Annotated in this window: 21 protein-coding genes; 15 read left to right on the top strand and 6 right to left on the bottom strand. The window is 48.6% G+C overall.

Annotated features, from left to right (window positions below; genetic code table 11):
- The first annotated feature begins 52 nt into the window (after positions 1-52).
- The 12 genes from RIG68_RS25865 to RIG68_RS25810 all read left to right on the top strand — a co-directional run bounded on the left by RIG68_RS25865 (position 53) and on the right by RIG68_RS25810 (position 8761).
- Complete coding sequence (locus RIG68_RS25865) at positions 53-595, top strand: superoxide dismutase family protein (RefSeq protein WP_350129323.1); 543 nt, start codon at positions 53-55, stop codon at positions 593-595.
- 309 nt (positions 596-904) lie between these two features.
- Positions 905-1942 (top strand): zinc-dependent alcohol dehydrogenase family protein, encoded by a 1038-nt coding sequence (locus RIG68_RS25860; RefSeq protein ID WP_350129320.1) that lies wholly within the window; start codon positions 905-907, stop codon positions 1940-1942.
- Positions 1943-2012: 70 nt separating this feature from the next.
- Positions 2013-2609: a YceI family protein gene (locus tag RIG68_RS25855; protein WP_350129318.1), complete on the top strand. Its 597-nt coding sequence runs from the start codon at positions 2013-2015 to the stop codon at positions 2607-2609.
- Entirely contained in the window at positions 2575-3126 is a 552-nt protein-coding gene (locus RIG68_RS25850) for a hypothetical protein (protein WP_350129315.1), read from the top strand. Before RIG68_RS25855 ends, RIG68_RS25850 begins: the two co-directional genes overlap by 35 nt.
- Positions 3127-3128: 2 nt before the next feature.
- Positions 3129-3491 carry an HPF/RaiA family ribosome-associated protein gene (locus RIG68_RS25845; protein ID WP_350129312.1) on the top strand — a complete coding sequence of 121 codons (363 nt, stop codon included), beginning with the start codon at positions 3129-3131 and terminating at the stop codon, positions 3489-3491.
- An 86-nt stretch (positions 3492-3577) separates the two neighbouring features.
- A complete protein-coding gene (locus RIG68_RS25840; protein WP_350129309.1) occupies positions 3578-3997 on the top strand; it encodes a hypothetical protein in 420 nt (139 codons plus the stop codon).
- 237 nt (positions 3998-4234) lie between these two features.
- The gene (locus tag RIG68_RS25835) at positions 4235-4465 is read left to right on the top strand and encodes a general stress protein CsbD (protein ID WP_350129306.1); all 231 of its coding nucleotides are present in this window, start codon (positions 4235-4237) and stop codon (positions 4463-4465) included.
- Positions 4466-4593: 128 nt separating this feature from the next.
- Positions 4594-4944 carry a cupin domain-containing protein gene (locus RIG68_RS25830; RefSeq protein ID WP_350129303.1) on the top strand — a complete coding sequence of 117 codons (351 nt, stop codon included), beginning with the start codon at positions 4594-4596 and terminating at the stop codon, positions 4942-4944.
- A gap of 34 nt (positions 4945-4978) precedes the next feature.
- Positions 4979-5212, top strand: coding sequence for a hypothetical protein (locus RIG68_RS25825; RefSeq protein ID WP_350129300.1), 234 nt, complete (start codon positions 4979-4981; stop codon positions 5210-5212).
- A gap of 35 nt (positions 5213-5247) precedes the next feature.
- On the top strand, positions 5248-5433 hold the full coding sequence (locus tag RIG68_RS25820) for a hypothetical protein (protein ID WP_350129297.1): 186 nt from the start codon (positions 5248-5250) through the stop codon (positions 5431-5433).
- Positions 5434-5510: 77 nt separating this feature from the next.
- Entirely contained in the window at positions 5511-7748 is a 2238-nt protein-coding gene (locus RIG68_RS25815) for a glycosyltransferase family 4 protein (protein WP_350129294.1), read from the top strand.
- Positions 7745-8761: a glycosyltransferase family 4 protein gene (locus RIG68_RS25810; RefSeq protein WP_350129291.1), complete on the top strand. Its 1017-nt coding sequence runs from the start codon at positions 7745-7747 to the stop codon at positions 8759-8761. The genes RIG68_RS25815 and RIG68_RS25810 overlap by 4 nt, the downstream gene beginning before the upstream one ends.
- A 2-nt stretch (positions 8762-8763) precedes the next feature.
- Here the strand turns inward: RIG68_RS25810 and RIG68_RS25805 are convergent, their stop codons facing one another.
- Positions 8764-10227, bottom strand: coding sequence for a glycoside hydrolase family 130 protein (locus tag RIG68_RS25805; RefSeq protein WP_350129288.1), 1464 nt, complete (start codon positions 10225-10227; stop codon positions 8764-8766).
- A gap of 579 nt (positions 10228-10806) precedes the next feature.
- Between RIG68_RS25805 and RIG68_RS25800 the strand changes: the two genes are divergently transcribed.
- Positions 10807-13131: an Ig-like domain-containing protein gene (locus tag RIG68_RS25800; RefSeq protein WP_350129286.1), complete on the top strand. Its 2325-nt coding sequence runs from the start codon at positions 10807-10809 to the stop codon at positions 13129-13131.
- Between the two features lie 266 nt (positions 13132-13397).
- Here the strand turns inward: RIG68_RS25800 and RIG68_RS25795 are convergent, their stop codons facing one another.
- From RIG68_RS25795 to RIG68_RS25785, 3 genes are all read right to left on the bottom strand, one after another.
- Complete coding sequence (locus RIG68_RS25795) at positions 13398-13961, bottom strand: fibrobacter succinogenes major paralogous domain-containing protein (RefSeq protein ID WP_350129284.1); 564 nt, start codon at positions 13959-13961, stop codon at positions 13398-13400.
- A 73-nt stretch (positions 13962-14034) separates the two neighbouring features.
- A complete protein-coding gene (locus tag RIG68_RS25790; protein ID WP_350129281.1) occupies positions 14035-14730 on the bottom strand; it encodes a hypothetical protein in 696 nt (231 codons plus the stop codon).
- A 145-nt stretch (positions 14731-14875) separates the two neighbouring features.
- The gene (locus RIG68_RS25785; RefSeq protein WP_350129278.1) at positions 14876-15430 is read right to left on the bottom strand and encodes a hypothetical protein; all 555 of its coding nucleotides are present in this window, start codon (positions 15428-15430) and stop codon (positions 14876-14878) included.
- Positions 15431-15529: 99 nt separating this feature from the next.
- Between RIG68_RS25785 and RIG68_RS25780 the strand changes: the two genes are divergently transcribed.
- Both RIG68_RS25780 and RIG68_RS25775 read left to right on the top strand, forming a co-directional pair.
- Positions 15530-16417, top strand: a complete 888-nt coding sequence (locus RIG68_RS25780) for an SMP-30/gluconolactonase/LRE family protein (RefSeq protein ID WP_350129275.1) — start codon at positions 15530-15532, stop codon at positions 16415-16417.
- Positions 16418-16420: 3 nt separating this feature from the next.
- On the top strand, positions 16421-16825 hold the full coding sequence (locus RIG68_RS25775; RefSeq protein WP_350129272.1) for a VOC family protein: 405 nt from the start codon (positions 16421-16423) through the stop codon (positions 16823-16825).
- Positions 16826-16863: 38 nt separating this feature from the next.
- Here the strand turns inward: RIG68_RS25775 and RIG68_RS25770 are convergent, their stop codons facing one another.
- On the bottom strand, positions 16864-17079 hold the full coding sequence (locus tag RIG68_RS25770; protein ID WP_350129269.1) for a hypothetical protein: 216 nt from the start codon (positions 17077-17079) through the stop codon (positions 16864-16866).
- Entirely contained in the window at positions 17072-19477 is a 2406-nt protein-coding gene (locus RIG68_RS25765; RefSeq protein WP_350129267.1) for an ABC transporter permease, read from the bottom strand. Before RIG68_RS25765 ends, RIG68_RS25770 begins: the two co-directional genes overlap by 8 nt.
- Between the last annotated feature and the right edge of the window lie 117 nt (positions 19478-19594).

Here is a 19594-nt window from a genome sequence, read left to right as displayed (position 1 = left end):
CAGAATCTGCCCAACTTCGCTTCTATCTGACTCAAAAAAAACACTACACATTATGAATACGAAATCAAAAATCTTGTTTTACACAACCTGCAATATATTAACCATGGGGCTATTGCTCGGTATGCCTTCATGTGAGCAGAAGTCGAAACCACTGGAAGCGGTAGGTGAATTGTCACCTACCGAAGGTAACCAGGTAAAGGGAACCGTTACTTTCACAGAGACTGCCGATGGCGTAAAGGTAGTAGCGGACTTAACTGGCCTTGAGCCTGGCAAGCACGGCTTCCATATCCACGAATTTGGCGATTGCTCTGCTCCAGACGGAACTTCTGCCGGTGGCCATTTTAATCCCGACAATGCACCTCATGCGTCGTTGACGGATGCCAATCGGCACGCAGGCGACATGGGTAACATAGTGGCCGACGCATCAGGCAATGCGCATATAGAGTTCACGGACAAAATGCTCATGCTGAGTGGTGAGAAATCTATTGTTGACAAAGGATTGATTGTTCACAAAAATATGGATGACCTGAAGACACAGCCCACAGGCAATGCCGGACCGAGAGAGGCCTGCGGAACAATAGTTCTTAGAAAGTAATTGAAAAGATTGAGCAATACGACAATGAATTAAATCATCGCCTTGTTTCCGGGGGCCATCACTAGCGAGGAGTATCAGGAAAAAAAGAAGCTCCTGACCTCTATTTAAAACCAAGGTAGCTGTATAGCACTATAGAAGGGCTGAATGTCTTCAGGCCCTTTTTTGTGTGACTTGCACCCAACAAAGTGGACTGTTTGCTATTGTATGTACCGGCCCACATCAGTGATCTATGTAATGTTTGGCTGCTCATGTGTAACCCACTGATGCTTCAATGTTTCCACCTTTGAGTACATTGAAAGCAGCTCAAAAATGAAAGCATTAGTATATCACGGCCCCGGGAAAAAAGCCTGGGAAGAAAAAGCAAAACCAACTATCAGGGAATCGACCGACGCTGTCGTAAAAATCCTGAAGACGACCATTTGCGGCACCGACCTCCACATCATGAAGGGCGACCTGGCCACAGTACAGCCAGGAACCACCATCGGCCACGAGGGTGTAGGAATCATAGAAGAGTTAGGTGCAGCGGTGAGCAACTTCAAAAAAGGCGACCATGTACTCATCTCCTGCATCACTTCCTGCGGTAAGTGCGAAAACTGCAAAAAGGCCATGTACTCCCACTGCGACCGGGGCGGCTGGATCCTCGGCAACCTGATCGACGGTACACAGGCCGAGTATGTGCTCATTCCCTATGCCGACAACAGCCTCTACCCTATTCCTGCCGGCGCCGATGAAGAGGCGCTGGTGATGCTGAGCGATATTTTGCCCACAGGCTTTGAGTGCGGTGTGCTTAAAGGGAATGTGCAGCCAGGCGATACGCTGGCCATAGTGGGCGCTGGCCCCATAGGAATGGCAGCCCTGCTCACCTCCCAATTCTTTGCCCCTTCCGAAATCATCGTAATTGACCTGGACGACAACCGCCTGAAAGTTGCTAAGACCTTTGGTGCTACCCACACCATCAACAGTGCCGACGGAAAAGCCCGGGACAAAGTAATGAAGCTCACCAACGGCAGAGGCGTAGACACAGCCATAGAAGCAGTGGGCATTCCAGCGACCTTCGAATTGTGTGCCTCTATCGTTACTGCTGGTGGTCACCTGGCCAACATCGGCGTACATGGAAAGAGCGTGACTTTGCACATGGAAACCCTGTGGTCGCAAAACATCACCATCACCACCCGATTGGTAGATACCGAAACCACACCCATGCTTTTCAAAAACGTGCAATCGGGCAAACTGGATCCAAAACAGCTGATTACACACCGCTTTAAACTCGATGAAATCATGGAAGCGTACGACACATTCGGAAACGCAGCAGAAGAAAAAGCCTTGAAGGTAATCCTGACAAGCTAAAAACCGAATTTGGGGCTTGACGACTCAACTTCTGATTTGACAGCCCGACACATTCCAAAAAAAAACAGGTATGAAAAAGTATTTAACAGCCATTATCATGATACCCCTCCTTTTTGGGGCCGTCTATTTTGCAAAAGCCCAATCGATGTACAGCATCACGCCATCGAAAAGCAATGAAATGAAATTGTCGGGCACCTCTTCTCTGCATGATTGGGAAATGGAATCGAAAACATTTACCAGCGAAGCAGAATTCTGTATGACTCCCGAGCTTTCCACGCACCTCAGCGCTTTGAAATCGCTTTCATTTACACTACCCGTGGTTGACCTGAAGGGTGATAAAAGCGGATTGAACAACAACGCCTATGAGGCGCTGCATTCCGACAAGTACAAAAACATTGGCTACACACAGGTTTCTGCCATCGTGTTTGAGGAAAAGCTGGGGAAGACGACCATCAAGAGTACTGGTAATCTGACTATTGCAGGCACTACTAAGGAGGTGGTACTTGATGTGCTGTGCATTGTCAATCCGGACGCCACCATCACCTGCTCTGGCTCGCAAAAACTGCAGATGTCCGACTACAAGGTGGTTCCTCCCTCTTTCATGTTTGGCGCCATGAAAACCGGCAATGACATTGCCCTGGACTTTACCGTCGTATACAAGCAATAGGCAATCAATACCTGTCAGTCAAAACACTTCGCTACCTCCAAATGGCAAAACGGCTGGTGGCAAGAAAGATACCTCAATAAAGGTTACCGTAGTGCTGGAGGAACACAACATGATTGAGCGAATGAAAGGATATGTTTCGACATTGAACCGGAAGTTAATTCAGGAGCTGGCAACTGTTAACGAAGCACCCTGTCTTTCGCTCTACATGCCTACTCACAATTATCCGGCCTACAACCCTCAGGATGCCATCATGTACCAGCACCTGGTAAAGCAACTTGAATTCGCCCTGTTGCGGCAATATTCAGTGACAGAAACGCTCAGTATCCTCCGTCCCTTCGAAAAATTGAAGCGTGATAGCGAATTTTGGAATTGTCGGGGCCAGGGCGTAGCTGTTTTTGTCAGTGTTGGTTTTACCAGGTACGTCAGCCTTCAGTTGAGCGTTGTCGAGAACGTGCTTATCGGCAGCCAGTTTGATTTAGCCCCGCTAAGGCAGTATTCTTTCATGCAGGTTTCGTAAAAATGTTAGTTTCCCTCACACGGCGTATAGCGCCGATTTACAGACTTTTTTCTGACAAAAGCAGCATGGTCATTCAGTTTAAAACGGACAAAAATATTCCAGGTAGTGAGGAATATACTGCACAGTTTATTGCTCAAATTCAAGCCGACCTAAATCGGTACCGGCATCACATTAACGAAATAAAAGTCTATCTCTCGGACGAAGAAGTGCAGAATGGTTGCCATACCAACGCATGTTTACTGTGGGCTACGGTAGAGGGACACAAAACATTGGAGATATCGGGCAGGGGCGACACGCCAGAGCAGGCAGTCGACAGCACCCTTGTTGAATTAAAACTCACTCTAAACTTTTTGCTGGGTAGCTAGCGAAATCACTAACTGTTTCTGTGAGCTCACTGCAAAGGGCAGTGGTGGCAAAGGCACCGGCCAAACAAAACTAAAACAACATCAGTATGGACTTCAAAAATTTAACACCCGCAGAACACCAATCGCTCCTTAAGTTTCCGGCCTATGTTTCGTTGCTGGCGGCCAATGGAGATGGCAAGTTTGACAAAGCCGAAAAACTCGCTGCGCTCAACATCGAGCATATTAAATCGTACGCCAGCCATCCTTTGCTGGCAGCATTCTTTAAGGAGGTCAACGAAAAGTTCGAAGCCACGCTGACGGCGCTTGCTCAATCGCTGCCCATGGAAAGGGGCGCAAGAAATACGGCTATCAGGAAAGAACTTCAGGGACTTGAAAAAATATTATTGAAGTTAGACGAGGAGTATGCCGTGGCTATGCACAAAAGCATGGCATCATTAAAAGACCACGTGTCGCATGCACACAACAATGTGCTGGTCGACTTCCTTTTCCCATTTCCGCTTAAGTGAGTAACTCTCCAATACGATACATTTTTAGAAAAAAATGCGAAGACGCTTCTAGTTGACGAAAGCATGGCTTGCTGTTTTCCGTGTCCGGCACTGACCTTGTGTGCACTACGAAAGACGGGGCGTAATCGGAACAGCCAAGCTCCCAATCTGTGATATATGTAACACTCTCTGCTTAAGATGTAAGGTTTCCGGTTGGGTATTGCGACAACTTTGTCTATTGAAATAACCAATACTTGAATGGCTACAGCGAAAATTAAAGCAGCAGGCGTATTTAAAATAACGGGCGACTGGGCCGATCAGTCGGGATTACTCAAGCAGAAATTTGGACTACTCACTGACGAAGACCTGGTGTTCGAAGCGGGCGGAGAACAGGATTTGCTCACAAGGATATGTGAACGAATCAACAAGGACAGCGAAGAGGTGATGAACATCATTAGGAAAGGGCTTCCTTTTGAAAACAAAGCATAGCCCTTTGAAGTGAAAAACGCATTATTTAATAGATACTGCGAACACACCTGGAGGGTAACGAAAGGGCAGTGATGGTGCTCTACCAGAAACTGTCCTTTTAACTCATTGCAAATAGCTAAACATTCAAAATGGATACGCCAGAATACCCTAAAGCCAAAGTTTTCATCATCGTAGAAATTATAGAATATGTACCTAACTCAGTGGTGATAAAAACCATTATCAAGAAAACGACAGGCAATGTGAGTGCGGTGTCGTTTGACTCAGGAGAAATGCTAACAGAGAAGACTTCGCCATTTGACACTTTCATTCAGGTGATTGATGGAAAAGCAGAAGTGGTGATTGACGACGTGTCGAATATACTCGACACCGGGCAATCGATTATTATTCCTGCCCACTGCCGCAATGCAATAAAAGCAAATGTCCGCTTCAAGATGATTTCAACCATGATAAAAAGTGGTTATGAGGATTTGTCCGTCTAAATTTTTCGTGGAAAACACACAAAATTAATATCCGATGGAAGGGAAATTTAAAGTGGGTGACCTGGTAGTTGAAAAAATACGACCTGGCCAAAAACTAATCGTTAGCCGGTATGCTACGAACGTTTATTACTGCAAAATGATGGAGGACCTGTCAAGAAAAGAATTGGTGTTCCACGAGCGGGAACTGCTGGCTTGCGAAGCATCAGGCTCAAAGCTGCCGGTGATGACTGTCTCCTCAGGTGAGAGTCGTGTGCAGGAAAACATGTAGCAGAAGTGCATTATAGCAACAATTAACATTCAATCATGGCAGAAAATAAGTTTGCAGAAGGAACGACGGTATATACCCTTGCCCACCCCAGCGAAAAATTAGTGATCAGGCGGTACATCAAGAAAATTTATTATTGCACGTCTCCTACTCATCCCGAGCAAAAAGACAAGGTACTATTCGAAAGAGAGATTACCGATGTGGCTACCCAGGCAAAGACCTGAACAATTCTTTGCTGTCTGTTTTTTTCAGGCGCTCGTCTATTTTATCAGCAGGCGCTTCTCACCTCTAATGCTTTGATATGAAAATCGCCTACATCGGCACCTACCCCCCCCGTGAATGCGGCATTGGTACATTTACCTGGGACCTTGTGGATGCTATGTCACGTTCACAAGGAGAAAAAGGAACCGGCGAGGAAGCGTTTGTAGTTGCATTAAACGATCACGATCAGATCTATCCCTACCCAAAAGAGGTAAAGCTGACGATCCGCCAGGAGCAGCAGGCCGACTACATTGAGGCGGCCAATTTCATCAATTTGAGCGGTGCAGATCTTTGTGTGCTGGAGCATGAATTCGGTATTTTTGGAGGACAAAGCGGTGTGTATATCCTTCCTCTGTTGCATAGGCTAAAGGTGCCGGTGATTGTAACACTCCACACCATATTGAAGGCCCCTTCTTACAATGAAAAAGCCATACTGAAAGAAATCTGTAAGATGGCCAGCAAGGTGGTGGTCATGAGCCATAAGGCCATTGAGTTCCTCACCGGTATTTATGACGTGCCAGGGGAAAAAATTGCCTTCATTGAGCATGGCGTACCCGACATTCATTTTGACCACGCCCTGGCCAAAAAAGAGTTCAAACTGGAAAGCAAAAAGGTGCTGTTAACGTTTGGCTTCATTGGCCGCAACAAAGGCATAGAGACGGTCATAAAAGCGCTACCATCAGTGATAGAAAAGCATCCTGAAGTGCTCTATATAGTACTTGGAAAAACCCATCCCAATATCCTGCGTCACTCAGGTGAGGAATACCGCAACTCTCTCCATTTGCTCGTCAAAAGCCTGAAACTATCGGATCATGTGTTCTTTTTGAACGAGTTTATGGATCCTGATCAGCTCTTCAAATACCTGGCCGCCTGTGATATCTATATTACCCCCTACCTGAATGAAGCCCAGATCACAAGCGGCACCTTGTCGTTTGCCATGGGCGTTGGCTGCTCGGTGGTTTCTACCCCCTATTGGTATGCCAGTGAGCTGCTTGCCGACGGCCGGGGGCGCCTGTTTGACTTCGGCGACTCCGATCAGCTGGCGACTATCCTCAATGAACTACTCAGCCAGCCGGCAGTGTTGAAAGAGCTTCAAAGGAAGGCGTATGAGTATGGGAAGAACATCACCTGGCCAAAAACGGGTGAGAAGTACACTGCCCTGGCGAGAAGTATTCTTGCAGATCCCCCGCAAGCATTCGATAAAAAGGAGACCATCATCGACCTCATGCTCCTGCCTCCTTTTTCGCTCGCACACATTAAGCGACTAACGGACGACACCGGCATTATACAGCATGCAAAGTTTGGGATTCCAAACCTCAAGGAAGGGTATTGCCTTGACGACAACGCCCGTGCTTTGTTAATGGCGTTAATGGCCTATAAACAAAAGAAGGATGCGACGGCTCTGGAGTTTATGCCGATTTACCTGAGCTATATCCATTACCTGCAAAATGAAGACGGTACGTTCAAAAATTTCCTCAGCTTCAATCGCAATTTTCTCGACCAGGTGGGCTCAGAAGACTCCTTCGGCAGAACTATATGGGCACTGGGCTACCTGCTGGGCAATGCGCCCAACGATGCCTACTACCAAACCGGCAGGCTTGTCTTTTTTGAAGCGGCACCCAACTTTGAAAAACTGAAGTCCATCCGCAGTATTGCCAATACCATGATAGGCGTTTGCTATTACCTGAAGAGCAACCCTTCCGACGATGGCATGACCGAACGGTTGAGAAACCTGGCTCATGTGCTGGTAGCACATTACGACGACAACTGCACGGCCGATTGGCAGTGGTTTGAAGCTTTGCTGGCCTACGATAATGGCATTTTACCGCTTTCACTTCTTCACGCAGCCGAAATACTGAATGATGAAAAAATAACAAAAGTGGCCATGGACAGCATGGATTTCCTGACGAGTCACACCATGAAGGATGGTTATTTATCCATCATCGGAAACAGCGAATGGTACCAGAAAGATGGCACTCGTTCGATATACGGGCAGCAGCCCATCGATGCCTTGGCCATGGTGCTCATGTTTCATCAGGCATTTCACCTGACCAGAGACAAGAAATACCTTAATGAGCTGTACACGGCGTTTATGTGGTTTCTGGGCGAAAACGATTTGCGCATGAGTTTGTATGATTTTGAAACCAAGGGCTGCTGCGATGGCTTTGAAAACTATGGCGTCAACCGAAATCAGGGCGCAGAAAGCTCGTTGGCCTACCTGATCTCTCACCTTACAGTGCTTCAGGCGCATGAGGAGTTTTATAAATCAGGTGGATGAAGGTTGCTATCCTCTCATCCATTGCGTGGAGCACCCCTCCCAAAAAATATGGCCCCTGGGAGCAAGTAGCTTCAAATATTGCAGAAGGGCTATGCAAAAAGGGTATTGACGTTACCTTATTTGCAACTGGCGATTCCATCACCAGCGGCCAGCTCCAATCGGTGTGTGAGCGTCCTTATGCTGAGGATCAAAACATAGACCCCAAAGTATGGGAATGCCTGCACATCAGCCACCTGATGGAACAGGCGGCTCGCTTCGACATCATCCACAACCACTTCGACTTCCTGCCCCTCACCTATTCCGGCCTCATCGACACGCCGATGGTCACCACCATCCACGGATTCTCTTCTCCCAAAATAGTCCCTGTTTACAAAAAGTATAACGCCTCCACCGCTTACATTTCCATCTCCAACGCCGATCGGCATCCTGAGCTGGACTATCTGAGCACTATCTACCACGGACTGAATCCGGAAGATTTCACCTTCAAAAAAGACAAGGAGAACTACCTGTTGTATTTCGGCAGAATCCATCTGGACAAAGGAGCGCATGCCGCCATCGACATTGCCCGCCGGGCAGGAGTACCACTGATCATGGCCGGGCTTATTCAAGACCAGCAGTACTATGAAACGACTATCAAACCTTCGGTTGACAGTGGCCTGGTGACTTACCTGGGCAATGTGGGGCCGGTTGACCGAAACAAACTATTGAGCGAGGCCATGGCCTTATTGCACCCCATCTTTTTCGACGAGCCGTTTGGCTTGAGTGTGGTGGAAGCCATGATGTGCGGCACACCCACCATCGCCTTCGACAGAGGCAGCATGCCCGAATTGATTGTCAATGGAGTGACCGGTTTTTTGGTCAGGGATATAACGGAGGCCGTCCAATCGGTGGCACTACTGCCTCAGCTCGACCCTCACCGATGCAGAGAGCAGGCCAAAACCCACTTCAGCATAGAGGCGATGGTGGAGGCTTATATTCAGGCCTATGAAATGGTGTTACACGCTCGCTCCTAATCCTATCTCTTCTTCAGTGCATAAAACAGTTCAGCCATGTCTACCACACCATAGGTAGACGCATAATCCGACACCGCATAGGGGAGAATCAGGCTGGCGTTGTGAATCATTGCCCCGCAGGAGTAAACTACATTAGGCACATAACCCTCCCTTTCCTGCTCGAGGGGAGAAAGTAATGGTTCCTCCAACCTTCCAATCTCTTTGGAAGGATCATCCAGGTCAAACAGAGACGCCCCAATGCAGTACCGCCGCATAGGCCCCACACCATGAGAAATGACCAGCCACCCTTCCTCTGTCCAAATAGGCGAGCCGCAGTTGCCGATCTGCGTAAATTCCCAGGGAAACCTCGGCTCCTGAATAATGACAGGACTGTTCCAAACAGTATTTCTGTCTGAATACATCAGGTAGTTGTTTACCCCGTCCACCCGTGCCAGCATGGCGTATTTACCTTTGATCTTTTTTGGAAAAAGGGCGAGGTTCTTGTTCAGTGCCCCATTGCCGTGCAACGGCATCACCCGAAAGGTGTAAAAATCGTCTGTTGAAAGAAGCTTCGGAAGGATGGTGTGGCCATTATATGCGGTGTAGGTGGCATAAATTTTTTCGTTCATGTCGTCGTCCGTAAACCTGACAAACCGGGCATCCTCGATGCCGTTGCTTTCCGACTCAGACACGGGAAACAGCACTCTTTCCGAAATGTCTGAGTCACGTTTGAAGGCTACGTCATAAAACGAGTCTGCCAGCCAGGTCACCTCTTCAAGTGCCATACGCCGGTCGGCGCTGATCGTTGCATCGTTCAACACTCTGTCCACAGCCCGCTTCAATGCGTAGTATTCAAATTTTTCAGGCAGAGCTTCCATAAGATTGGTGGAATATTTCTCAAGAATGCTCATTTCCTTTAGTTTTTTAACAAACCGGCTTTTGTCGTACAGCTTCTTGTGAGTGATCTCAGGTGTATCCATGTGGCTTCCTGTGGCCATTACCTTCATGTCATTGTTTGCATCGAGTATTCCCCTTCTGAATACAATCGATGAAATATGCCCTTCTCCTGTAGCCCTGAACGACAAAATGACCCGTTGTTCACCATTCTCTAAAGAAAGCTGATCGAGGTCACTGATCAGGGAAGGGTTGAAAAAAGCAGCTGATTCGATGGAGTACTCCGAAGTGCAATAAGAACCGATGAGCATCTTCCGTTCATCGGAAAGCTGTGAATAGTTGATTTCCATTCCCTCAATCACCCTTCGGATATTGTCGCAATGCTTGAAAAATATCCTTGAGATGTTTCGGTGCCGGCTGGCAAATTCACGCAGCGTTTGTTCCAGCGCAAGGCCCACCTGTTTTTCTTCGAGGGCCATGATCCTGTTAAGCAACTTTTGGGTTCGTTCGTCACCATTGACAAAAAACCTGGCGACTACCCTGCTTGAGTCGGGCATGAATTTTACATTTTTCCTTATAACCGATACTCGCATGGTGATAGCATTTGGATGAAACTCAAAATTGATAAACACCGAAAATGCAGAGGGGGAGCGAGTTGGAATGGTACCCGATTCTCGTGCTGATGAATCTACCGGAAGGTACCACTAAAAGCGGGATAAATAGGGTTTGTGGACATTTCAATTTGCCTGACCAAAATCTTAGTTGGAAATGAGGGAGATGGGGCAGTGATAAAGTGGTCGAAAATGATAATTCGAACGTCCCATCTCCTACACTACCGTCACTTCAATCAGCCATCCAAATAGCAATCGATAGAAGGATAAAAGTCTGGTTGTCATTGCATAGGTTAGTTAACGAGATCTGTCGGTCGTTCCTTTCAGCCAGCCTCGAGATGACGTTCACTAATCATGTTTACTTTGTGTTAGTCATTCCGGCAATGCATTCAAAACCTGCGATATATGTAACTCTCTGCTAACAGCATACAACACATTCCAGCTTCAATCCAGCCACCTTTGTGTCATCAAAGCCTCGCCTGATGACCAGGTGCCCACCTTTGCGGCTAGTGAGTAAATACTCCCCGGCCCCGCTAGTAACGGATATTTAAATAACAGATTATGGAATTAAAGAACGCTTTCACAATGATTGCCATGGCAGCCATCGTATTGATTACCAGCTGCGGCAAAGACGATGAAAGTGAGCCCAGCGCATTAGCACCCAAAGTGGTTTCTTCAAGCCCGGTGGCTGACGCAGAGGACGTGGCACTTGATACGTCCATTGAAATCACCTTCGACAAAGACATGAATTCTTTGACGATCAACGCTACCACTTTTACGCTGTTAGAAGGAACCAGCGCTGTGGAAGGAACCGTGTCCTACGCTGATTCGGTAGCCACCTTCACTCCAACAAGTAATTTGACGGCCAGCACTTTGTATACTGCTGCCATAACCGTAGGAGCCAAAGACATGGAAGGCGTAGCCCTGGCGAATATCCATACTTTCAGCTTCACATCAGGACTTGCCCCTGCAGTTGCAGCACCAACAGTAGTAACAACTACTCCGCTCAACGAGGCGACTGACGTGGCCCTGAACATGGCTATTTCGATAAAATTTAGCGAAGCAATGGATCCGTCAACGATTACCAGCACTTCATTCACTCTTAAGCAAGGCACAACCGCCGTTGCTGGAACTGTGACTTATGCGGATTCTGTAGCTATTTTCACTCCAACAAGTGATTTGGCTGCCAGCATTTTGTACACAGCTACCTTAAGCGTGGATGCCAAAAACATGGAAGGCGTAGCCCTGGAGAACATCCATACTTTCAGCTTTACGTCAGGACTTGCGCCTGTACTCGTTGCCCCCACGGTAGCGGCAATTGCTCCCCTCAACGAGGCGACCGACGTGGCACTGAACATTACCGTTTCAGCAACATTTAGCGAGGCAATGGATCCATCAACGGTTACCAGCACTTCATTCACGCTGACGCAAGGCACAACCGCTGTTGCAGGAACTGTGACCTATGCTGGAAATATTGCCGTTTTCACGCCGACAAGTGCTTTAGAACCAGGGCTGACCTACTCTGCCAACGTAACCGTAGGTGCGAAGAACCTGGCTGGCACAGCGCTGGCCGAAGCCAAAGCTTGGAGTTTTACAACCAATGCGATTCCTACGATCATATCGACGGCGCCTTTAGATGCGGCCCTCAACGTGGCTCTTAGTCAGGCCATCTCCATTACCTTTAGCGAGGCCATGGATCCATCAACGTTTACCGCTACCTCATTCACTCTGATGCAAGGTACTACCGCTGTTGCCGGGGCTGTTAGCTATACTGGAAACACCGCAGTGTTCACACCAACTACCGCATTAGCAGCTGGCTCTGTCTTCACAGCCACTGTGACTACTGACGCAAAAGACCTGGGTGGAGTGGCCATAGCAGCAGCCAAAGTATGGAGCTTCACTACCGACTTTTTGCCTACAGTAACGGCCAGCAACCCGGCCAATGCCGCCACAGGTGTTGCCCTGAACAAGGTACTGTCGGTTACTTTCAACGAGACAATGGATGCGTCAACGATCACATCATCGTCGTTCACGCTGAAGCAGGGAGCAACAGCTATAGCCGGAGCGATCAGCTACTCGGGCATGACAGGTCAGTTTATCCCCAATAGCCTATTAGAATCAAATAAAATCTACACAGCAACGGTGACCACCGATGCCAAAAACACAACAGGAAGCGCCCTTGCGGCGGCCCATGTGTGGACCTTCACTACAGGCACCGTTTCAGGCCTGGCCGCAGTCAGCCTTGGTGCATCGGGTAATTATGTTATTCTGGCCAAAACAGCGATCAATAATATCCCGACATCGGCCATTACGGGTGATTTGGGGCTCAGCCCGGCGGCTACCTCTTTCATCACTGGATTTGCTTTGACAGATGCTACAGGTTTTGCCACTTCACCACAGGTCACAGGTAAGGTGTATGCGGCCGACATGGCTTCTCCTACGTCGACAAATCTGACGGTAGCGGTGGAAAACATGATCACTGCTTACAACGATGCAGCCGGACGCCCAACACCAGACTTTTCAGAGCTGGGAACGGGTAATATTGGCGGACAAACGCTAGCCGCTGGTCTTTACAAGTGGACAAGCACAGTGACTGTTCCGTCTGACGTTACGATTTCGGGAGGGCCAGACGACGTTTGGATCTTCCAGATCTCAGGTGACCTCACCATGAGCGCAGCAAAAAACATCACGTTGACAGGTGGAGCTCAAGCCAAGAACATCTTCTGGCAAGTGGCCGGCGAAGTAGTGATAGGCACCAACGCTCATTTTGAGGGCATAGTACTATCGATGACTGGCATTACACTACAAACAGGTGCAAGCCTGAATGGTCGTATGCTGGCCCAAACAGCGGTTATACTCGATGGCAATGCTGTCGTTAAGCCTTAAGGGCATCTCTAAAAATAAAGTTAGGTTGGTTTTTTATAAAAAGCGGGGGCGTTTTGCCCTCGCTTTTCTTTTTGAACTGTTTGGCAAAGTAGTGATAGGAACTTGCTACTGAAAAAGTTTGGGTTGGGGGCCTCTGTTCGATGGTGGCTCAGCTAAGAGGGGACGGTACTCAAGAGGTTAAAGAGGTTACTCTCTGCGGAAGTGCAGAGAGTAACCTCTTTAATGTCGCCGATTATCGGGCTTCGAAAGGATAGGAAAAAGACCGACTACGCCTTTAGGCAGCGCACCGAGAGGCCGTCCTTTTTCTCGTAGTAGCTGCGGTTTACGTGGTCGTTGTCGTACTCCATGATGTAGCTCCAGGCGAGTTTTTTGCCTTCTTCGTCGGGCGTCCACCAGTAGCCAATGGTGCCTCTGTCCATAAAGGAGCAGTCGTCGTCGCAGAGCCCGCCTGGCTTGGCACTGAAGCCTGCCTGGTTGGTAGCGCCTTCGTTGGGTGCCTTCCACAGCTCAGTTGACTTGAGGATGGCACCAGCCGTTAAATGTCCGCCCACGGTTTGCAGGAGCAGTTTCCAGTCGTCGTCGCTGGCGATTCTAAAGCCCTCTGGCGCCAGCCCTCTGGGGTCGACCAGGGCATACCAGTTGTAGAGCTTGCCATACAGCTTGCCCATTTCAGGGTCGTTGTTGTAGTAGCACCAGGCGCCGGTGGTGAGGCGGTCCCATTCGTCAGTGTCGGTTACTTCGGGGATGGGGTCACCGTTGCGATAAGTATCTACGTCCAGGTTGTCGGCCATCCATATCTGGTTACCGATTTTCACCAATTTGAATTCCATGGTTTGGGCAATTAGTATGTCGATAAAAAATTTGTTAGGCTATAATAGCTGTATGCTAAACAAAAAACAATAGCTATTTGATGGTATCAAGTACCAATGCATCAGTATCTCTACTACCGTCGGCTAAAAAAAGATCAATTTCTTTCAGACATCTGGGGTATTTCTCTAGTAGCAACTGCTCCGACAACTGCATATACGTGCCCAACGTTCGCTGGAAGCTGTGGAAATCATTCTTCCTGCCATTTCCAATATTTCTCAGGTCACTGATTAACAGGTTATCTATGCCGGCTACCTTTTCCTGAAGATCATAGGATTCGTTAATTGCGTACAAGAGATTAAAATCAATTGATGACAATATGGAAGAATTGAGGCTCGTTTTCCACGCCACTTCAGGCAAGCCAAGCAATTCGATTTCTATATCAAGCCTACCTCTCGCTAGCAGTAAGTCCGGGAATTGCGCCTGAAGGGAATCAAATTGACTACTGGAGCCTAAGAATGTCATATCATCATCCACCAATGGAAGGTAAGCATCCAAAAAGCCGAGCTGACGTGCGTTAACTTGAACTAGCGTATCCATGGCAGACTGATTTCTTGCTACTTCACTTCGAATATTTTTCAAAGCCACCTCTGCTATTTGCTGCTCCCGCCTGTTACCCGCCCAGTTGTTAAGCCAAAAGGCTATCAGCACACCCAAAACCACTCCTGCAAATCCAAGGACGTGGTTTAGCCATTCAATTTTGTCCGATGTGCTCTTTTTCTTTTTTGCCATAAAACGAAAGTCTGGCTTTAAATTTATCAACCCTGTGGGAGGAAAACAACCCTGGGGCACATTGCTATTGGCTGACGGGAAAAAACGAAAAACCCGGCCAAAGGCCGGGTTTTTTAATACCGGAACATATTATCCATACACCTGCTTATTCCGGTCGTTCGGATATAACGTAGCCAGCGGGTATTTCCTTGTCTGGCAGGTTAAAAGTTTCTTTTACAGCGTCATAGTCAGTGTAGTCCATTCGTCCGCTAAACTGCCCGGGCACTACCACTACCCTTGCCAGCCAGTTGTCGAGAAACGGCGAGCCAAGGTTGTCGAGGTTGAAGTCGGAATCAAGAAATACCCTTGTGTCGAACTTGGTGAAGTCGAAATTGTACTGAAGAAACCCAAAGTCGGTGATCATAGACTGTGGCAGCAATCGCCACACTTCAGTGCCATCATCGAGTGTATCCCACAGCAGGTAAACCAAAACCACATCGGAGTCCAATGCAGTAAATCCATCGGGGTACTCAAGAAGGACGCCATAATCGGGCGATTCAAAGTCGAAGACGAATTCAAACACATAGGCTTCTTCACCATCTTTTCCGTCGACACCATCATAGCCATCAAAGCCCTGTGGGCCGGGAGGGCCCTCAGGGCCAACGCAGGATTGACTGATAAAGAGCAGAGCAACAAAGGCGGAGTAAATGAGCTTTTTCATATCATTAGATTTTTTGGTTCATGCCAGCAATAAGCCAAAGATTGTTCCAAAAAATATTTTTGAACGACTTTCCTTTTAACTTTGAGGCAAAGCCAGATCATGAAAAAGACCCTAATCTACTTAAACAGCCTGTTTTTCATCCTTTTTTCCTGCTCGGAAAAAAAATCAGCCGAGTTGTTCAAAGCCACGGATTTCACAGCCGAAAACCTCTTCACCAACAACATCGAGGGGCCGGCTTTCGATGTCGAAGGCAACCTGTACGTGGTCAACTTTGGAGAAGACGGCACCATTGGCAAGGTGGAGGCTGACGGCACGGCCTCCCTCTTTTTGACCCTGCCCGAGGGCAGCACCGCCAACAGCATCAAATTTGGGCAAGACGGCACCATGTACCTGGCCGACTACACCGGCCACAATGTGCTGGCCGTTGATATGGCCACCAAAGCGGTTTCCACCTTTGCCCACAACGACGCTTTCAATCAGCCCAACGACCTCTCCATCGACAGCCGAGGCAGGCTCTACGCCTCTGACCCCAACTGGGGAGACAAAACCGGGCAAATCTGGAGAATTGATGCAGACGGCACCACTGTGTTACTCGACAGCGCCATGGGCACCACCAACGGCATTGAGCTGAGTCCCGATGAAAAGACGCTGTATGTGAATGAAAGTGTGCAGCTAAAAATCTGGGCGTTTGACGTGGATGCCAATGGTGATATCTCGAATAAAAGGCTGTTCGCTTCCTTCGACGACTTCGGATTTGACGGTATGAAATGCGACAAGGAGGGGAACCTTTATGTGGCCCGATATGGCAAAGGCGTTATTGCGGTATTGAACCCAGCCGGAGAACTAGTAAGAGAGGTAACACTGACCGGCAAAAAGTGCAGCAACCTGGTTTTTGGTGGTGCGGATGGCAAAACTGTTTTCGTGACCCTGCAGGATAGAAAAGGCATGGAGAAGTTTCAGAACGATATTGCGGGCAAGGGTTACTAGACAATGACACAGCTGCTAAAGCATATCGCTCTCGTGGTGGCCGACTACGACGAAGCCATTGAGTTTTATACAAAAAAGCTCCGCTTCACCCTTGTGGAAGACACTCGCCTGAGCGAGACCAAAAGATGGGTGCTTGTGGCACCTCCTGGCGGAACCGATGGTTGCCTGCTGTTGCTGGCTAAGGCCGCCAGCGACGAACAACAAACCAGGGTGGGCAACCAAACCGGCGGCAGAGTGTTCCTCTTCCTCCATACCGACGACTTCAAAGCAGACTACCAAAACCTGCTTGATCAGGGCATCAAAATTGTTCGTGAGCCTTCGCAGGAAGAATATGGTACTGTGGCTGTTTTTGCTGACTTGTATGGTAATTTGTGGGATTTGATTGGATCGAACCAATCCGACGGCTGACGGCCCCGATGTTTCCGCCTTTCGGGCGGCTAACGGCTCTATCGCACAAGACCTGCTGGCCGTACCGACGCCTGGCCAAACTGGGGGCACTTTCCTGTAGGATGTGGCTTCACCAACATCCTTTGGGTATACGCCCTTTCAGGGCTTGGAGAGGTACGAGCCCTGAGCTGGGCGCCCCTGCACTGGGCCTGCTGGCCGTGCCGACGCCTGCTCCCATCTTCGTTCTCCGGTCTTCCGTCCCCTACCTCACTCATACCTCAGCGACTTCACCGGGTTCATTCTGGCGGTGTTGATGCTGTGCCAGGCCACCGTGAGGAAAGCGACTGCAACTACCGTAACGCCGGTTACGGCAAAATATACCCAGCTCATGCTAATGTGATAGGCAAAATTTTCCAGCCAGCCGTTCATAAAATACCAGGCAAATGGCCAGGCGATCAGGTTGGCGATCAGCACCAGTTTCAGAAAATCCCACGACAGCAGCCGCACCAGTCCGATCACATTCGCACCCAGGGTTTTTCTTATGCCTATTTCCTTCGTGCGTTTTTCGATCATGTAGTTGGTCAGGCCAAACAGCCCCAACACACCAATCACGACCGAGAGCAGGGTAAACAGCACCAACACGCTGGCCTGTCGTTGCTCGCTGTCATAAAGCCTCTGTAGCTCAGTATCAAGCAGGCTGTACTCAAAGGGTGCATCGGCAAAGATGTTCATCCAAACGTCACGCACATGATTCACACCGGCGGGGTCGTTGATGTTATTGACTTTCACGTACACATACCTGTCCTGCCACGGGCTGACAAAAAAGAAAAGTGGGTCAATTTGGCTCCTTAGTGAGTTGAAATGAAAATCTTTCATCACCCCTACTATCTTTCCGCTTGCTTCGTCTCCATAATGGAGTGTTTGTCCAACGGCCTCCTCAGTTCTCCAGCCCAGCATGCGCACCAACGCTTCGTTCACTACCACATGGCTATTGAGTGGTTCATCGGTGCTATCGTTCAGCTGCATGGAGGTAGCATTGAAGCCCTCCCCTGCCAGCAGCTCGATACCGAGGGTATTTACCATTTGATCGTCGGTGGTAAACCCAAGGGTACGAATACCCTTGTTGGGATCCATGCCGTCTTTGTACGACGACCAGGTGGCGAGAATATTGCCCATCATGGCCGAGCCTCTGCTCACATCCCCAATGGCACTATTCTGCTTTAGCTCGCTGCTGAAGGCCTCAAACTTGTTGAACATCTTTCTATCGGCAAAGGGCACAACAATTACCTGTTCTGAATTGTAGCCCAGGTCTTTGCTGTTGGTGAAATTGAGCTGCTGGTAGATGACCAAAGTGCCCAAAATCAGAAAAATAGAAATACTGAATTGGAAAATGACCAGCGCTTTGCGAAACATGTCGCCTGCCTTGCCGGGGTTGAAAGTGCCCTTGAGCACCTTCACCGGGATGAACTGTGACAAATACAGCGCCGGGTAGCTTCCAGCGATCAGGGTAATGGCAAAAACAACGGCTGCCAGCAGCGCTATCCAGCCAGGGTTGTCAAAATAGCTGACCGATATCTTCTGCCCAATGAGCTCGTTAAAAGCGGGTAGCGTGAATTCAGTAATGCCTACGGCTAAAAGCACTGCCAGGAAAGTGATGATAAGGGTTTCGCCGTAAAACTGTAGGATAATGTGCGTTCTTACCGCACCCATTACCTTTCTGATGCCTACCTCACGGGCTCTTTTTTCCGAGCGGGCCGTCGTCAGGTTGATATAATTCACGCAGGCCACCAGTAAAATGAAAACGCCAATCAGGGCAAAAGCAAGCGTGTTGGACATGTTCCCTCTCTGACCAATGTCGGCCTGTAAATTACTGTCCATGTATATGTCAGTTACCGGCTGCATTTCAAACGACACAGACATGCCCGACCCCTCCAGTTGCTCTCCAAGCTCTCTTTCAACGATAGCATTTATTTTCGTTCCCACTTCGCCGGCATCTACTCCCTCAGCCAGCGTTAAATAGGTGATGTAGTTCATGGGAAACCACTGCTCTCCATCCTCCATGCTATGAAAAGCGCAGATGAAGTTGAACTGCAGGTGGCTATTGGCAGGCGGATCTGCCACCACACCAGTTACCTTCTTGTCGGTATTGTTGTTGATTCTCAATGTCTTTCCCATAGGGCTGCCGCCCGGAAAATACTTTTTGGCCATGGAGGATGTGATCACTACCGAACTCGGATCCTTCAAAGCCGTCTCAACATCTCCTTCTATCAGGTCAAACGAAAACACTTTAAAGAATGAGGAGTCGGCATAAGAAAATGTCTTCTCCATAAACACCCTTTCCCCTTCTTTTACAATGGTCGGCTTAAAAATGCCCACATCAGCATAACGGCAGAACAGCTCCACGCCAGGCACCTCTCTTTTAGCAATTGGGCCCAGGATACTGCCAGAAACGGCGATCCTGCCTTTCTCTTCACCCATGACTGCGGAAGTCACCACTCTAAATATGCGTTCCTTCTCCTTGAAGAACTGATCGTAGCCAAGCTCATGAGACACAAAAAGGAAAATGAGCAAACAACTCGCCACGCCGGAGGCGAGACCAAAGATGTTGAGCAGTGAATAAAACTTATTTTTCCAGAAACTTCGAAAGGCGATGGTAAGGTAGCTTTTGAACATATCGGTGAGTTTAGTTGCCCTGTGGCACATGTGTTGGCAAATAGCTTACCAAATAAATCCTGCCCAAATATAGCTTAAAAGGCCCTTTGTAAGGAGCTGGCAACACCATAGCGTCCG

Origin of the sequence: Imperialibacter sp. (assembly GCF_040222385.1) — a bacterium.
In the GTDB taxonomy this organism is placed as follows: Bacteria; Bacteroidota; Bacteroidia; order Cytophagales; family Cyclobacteriaceae; genus Imperialibacter.
The sequence above is the reverse complement of the archived record's forward strand: the minus strand, read 5'-3'. Positions and strand labels throughout refer to the sequence as shown.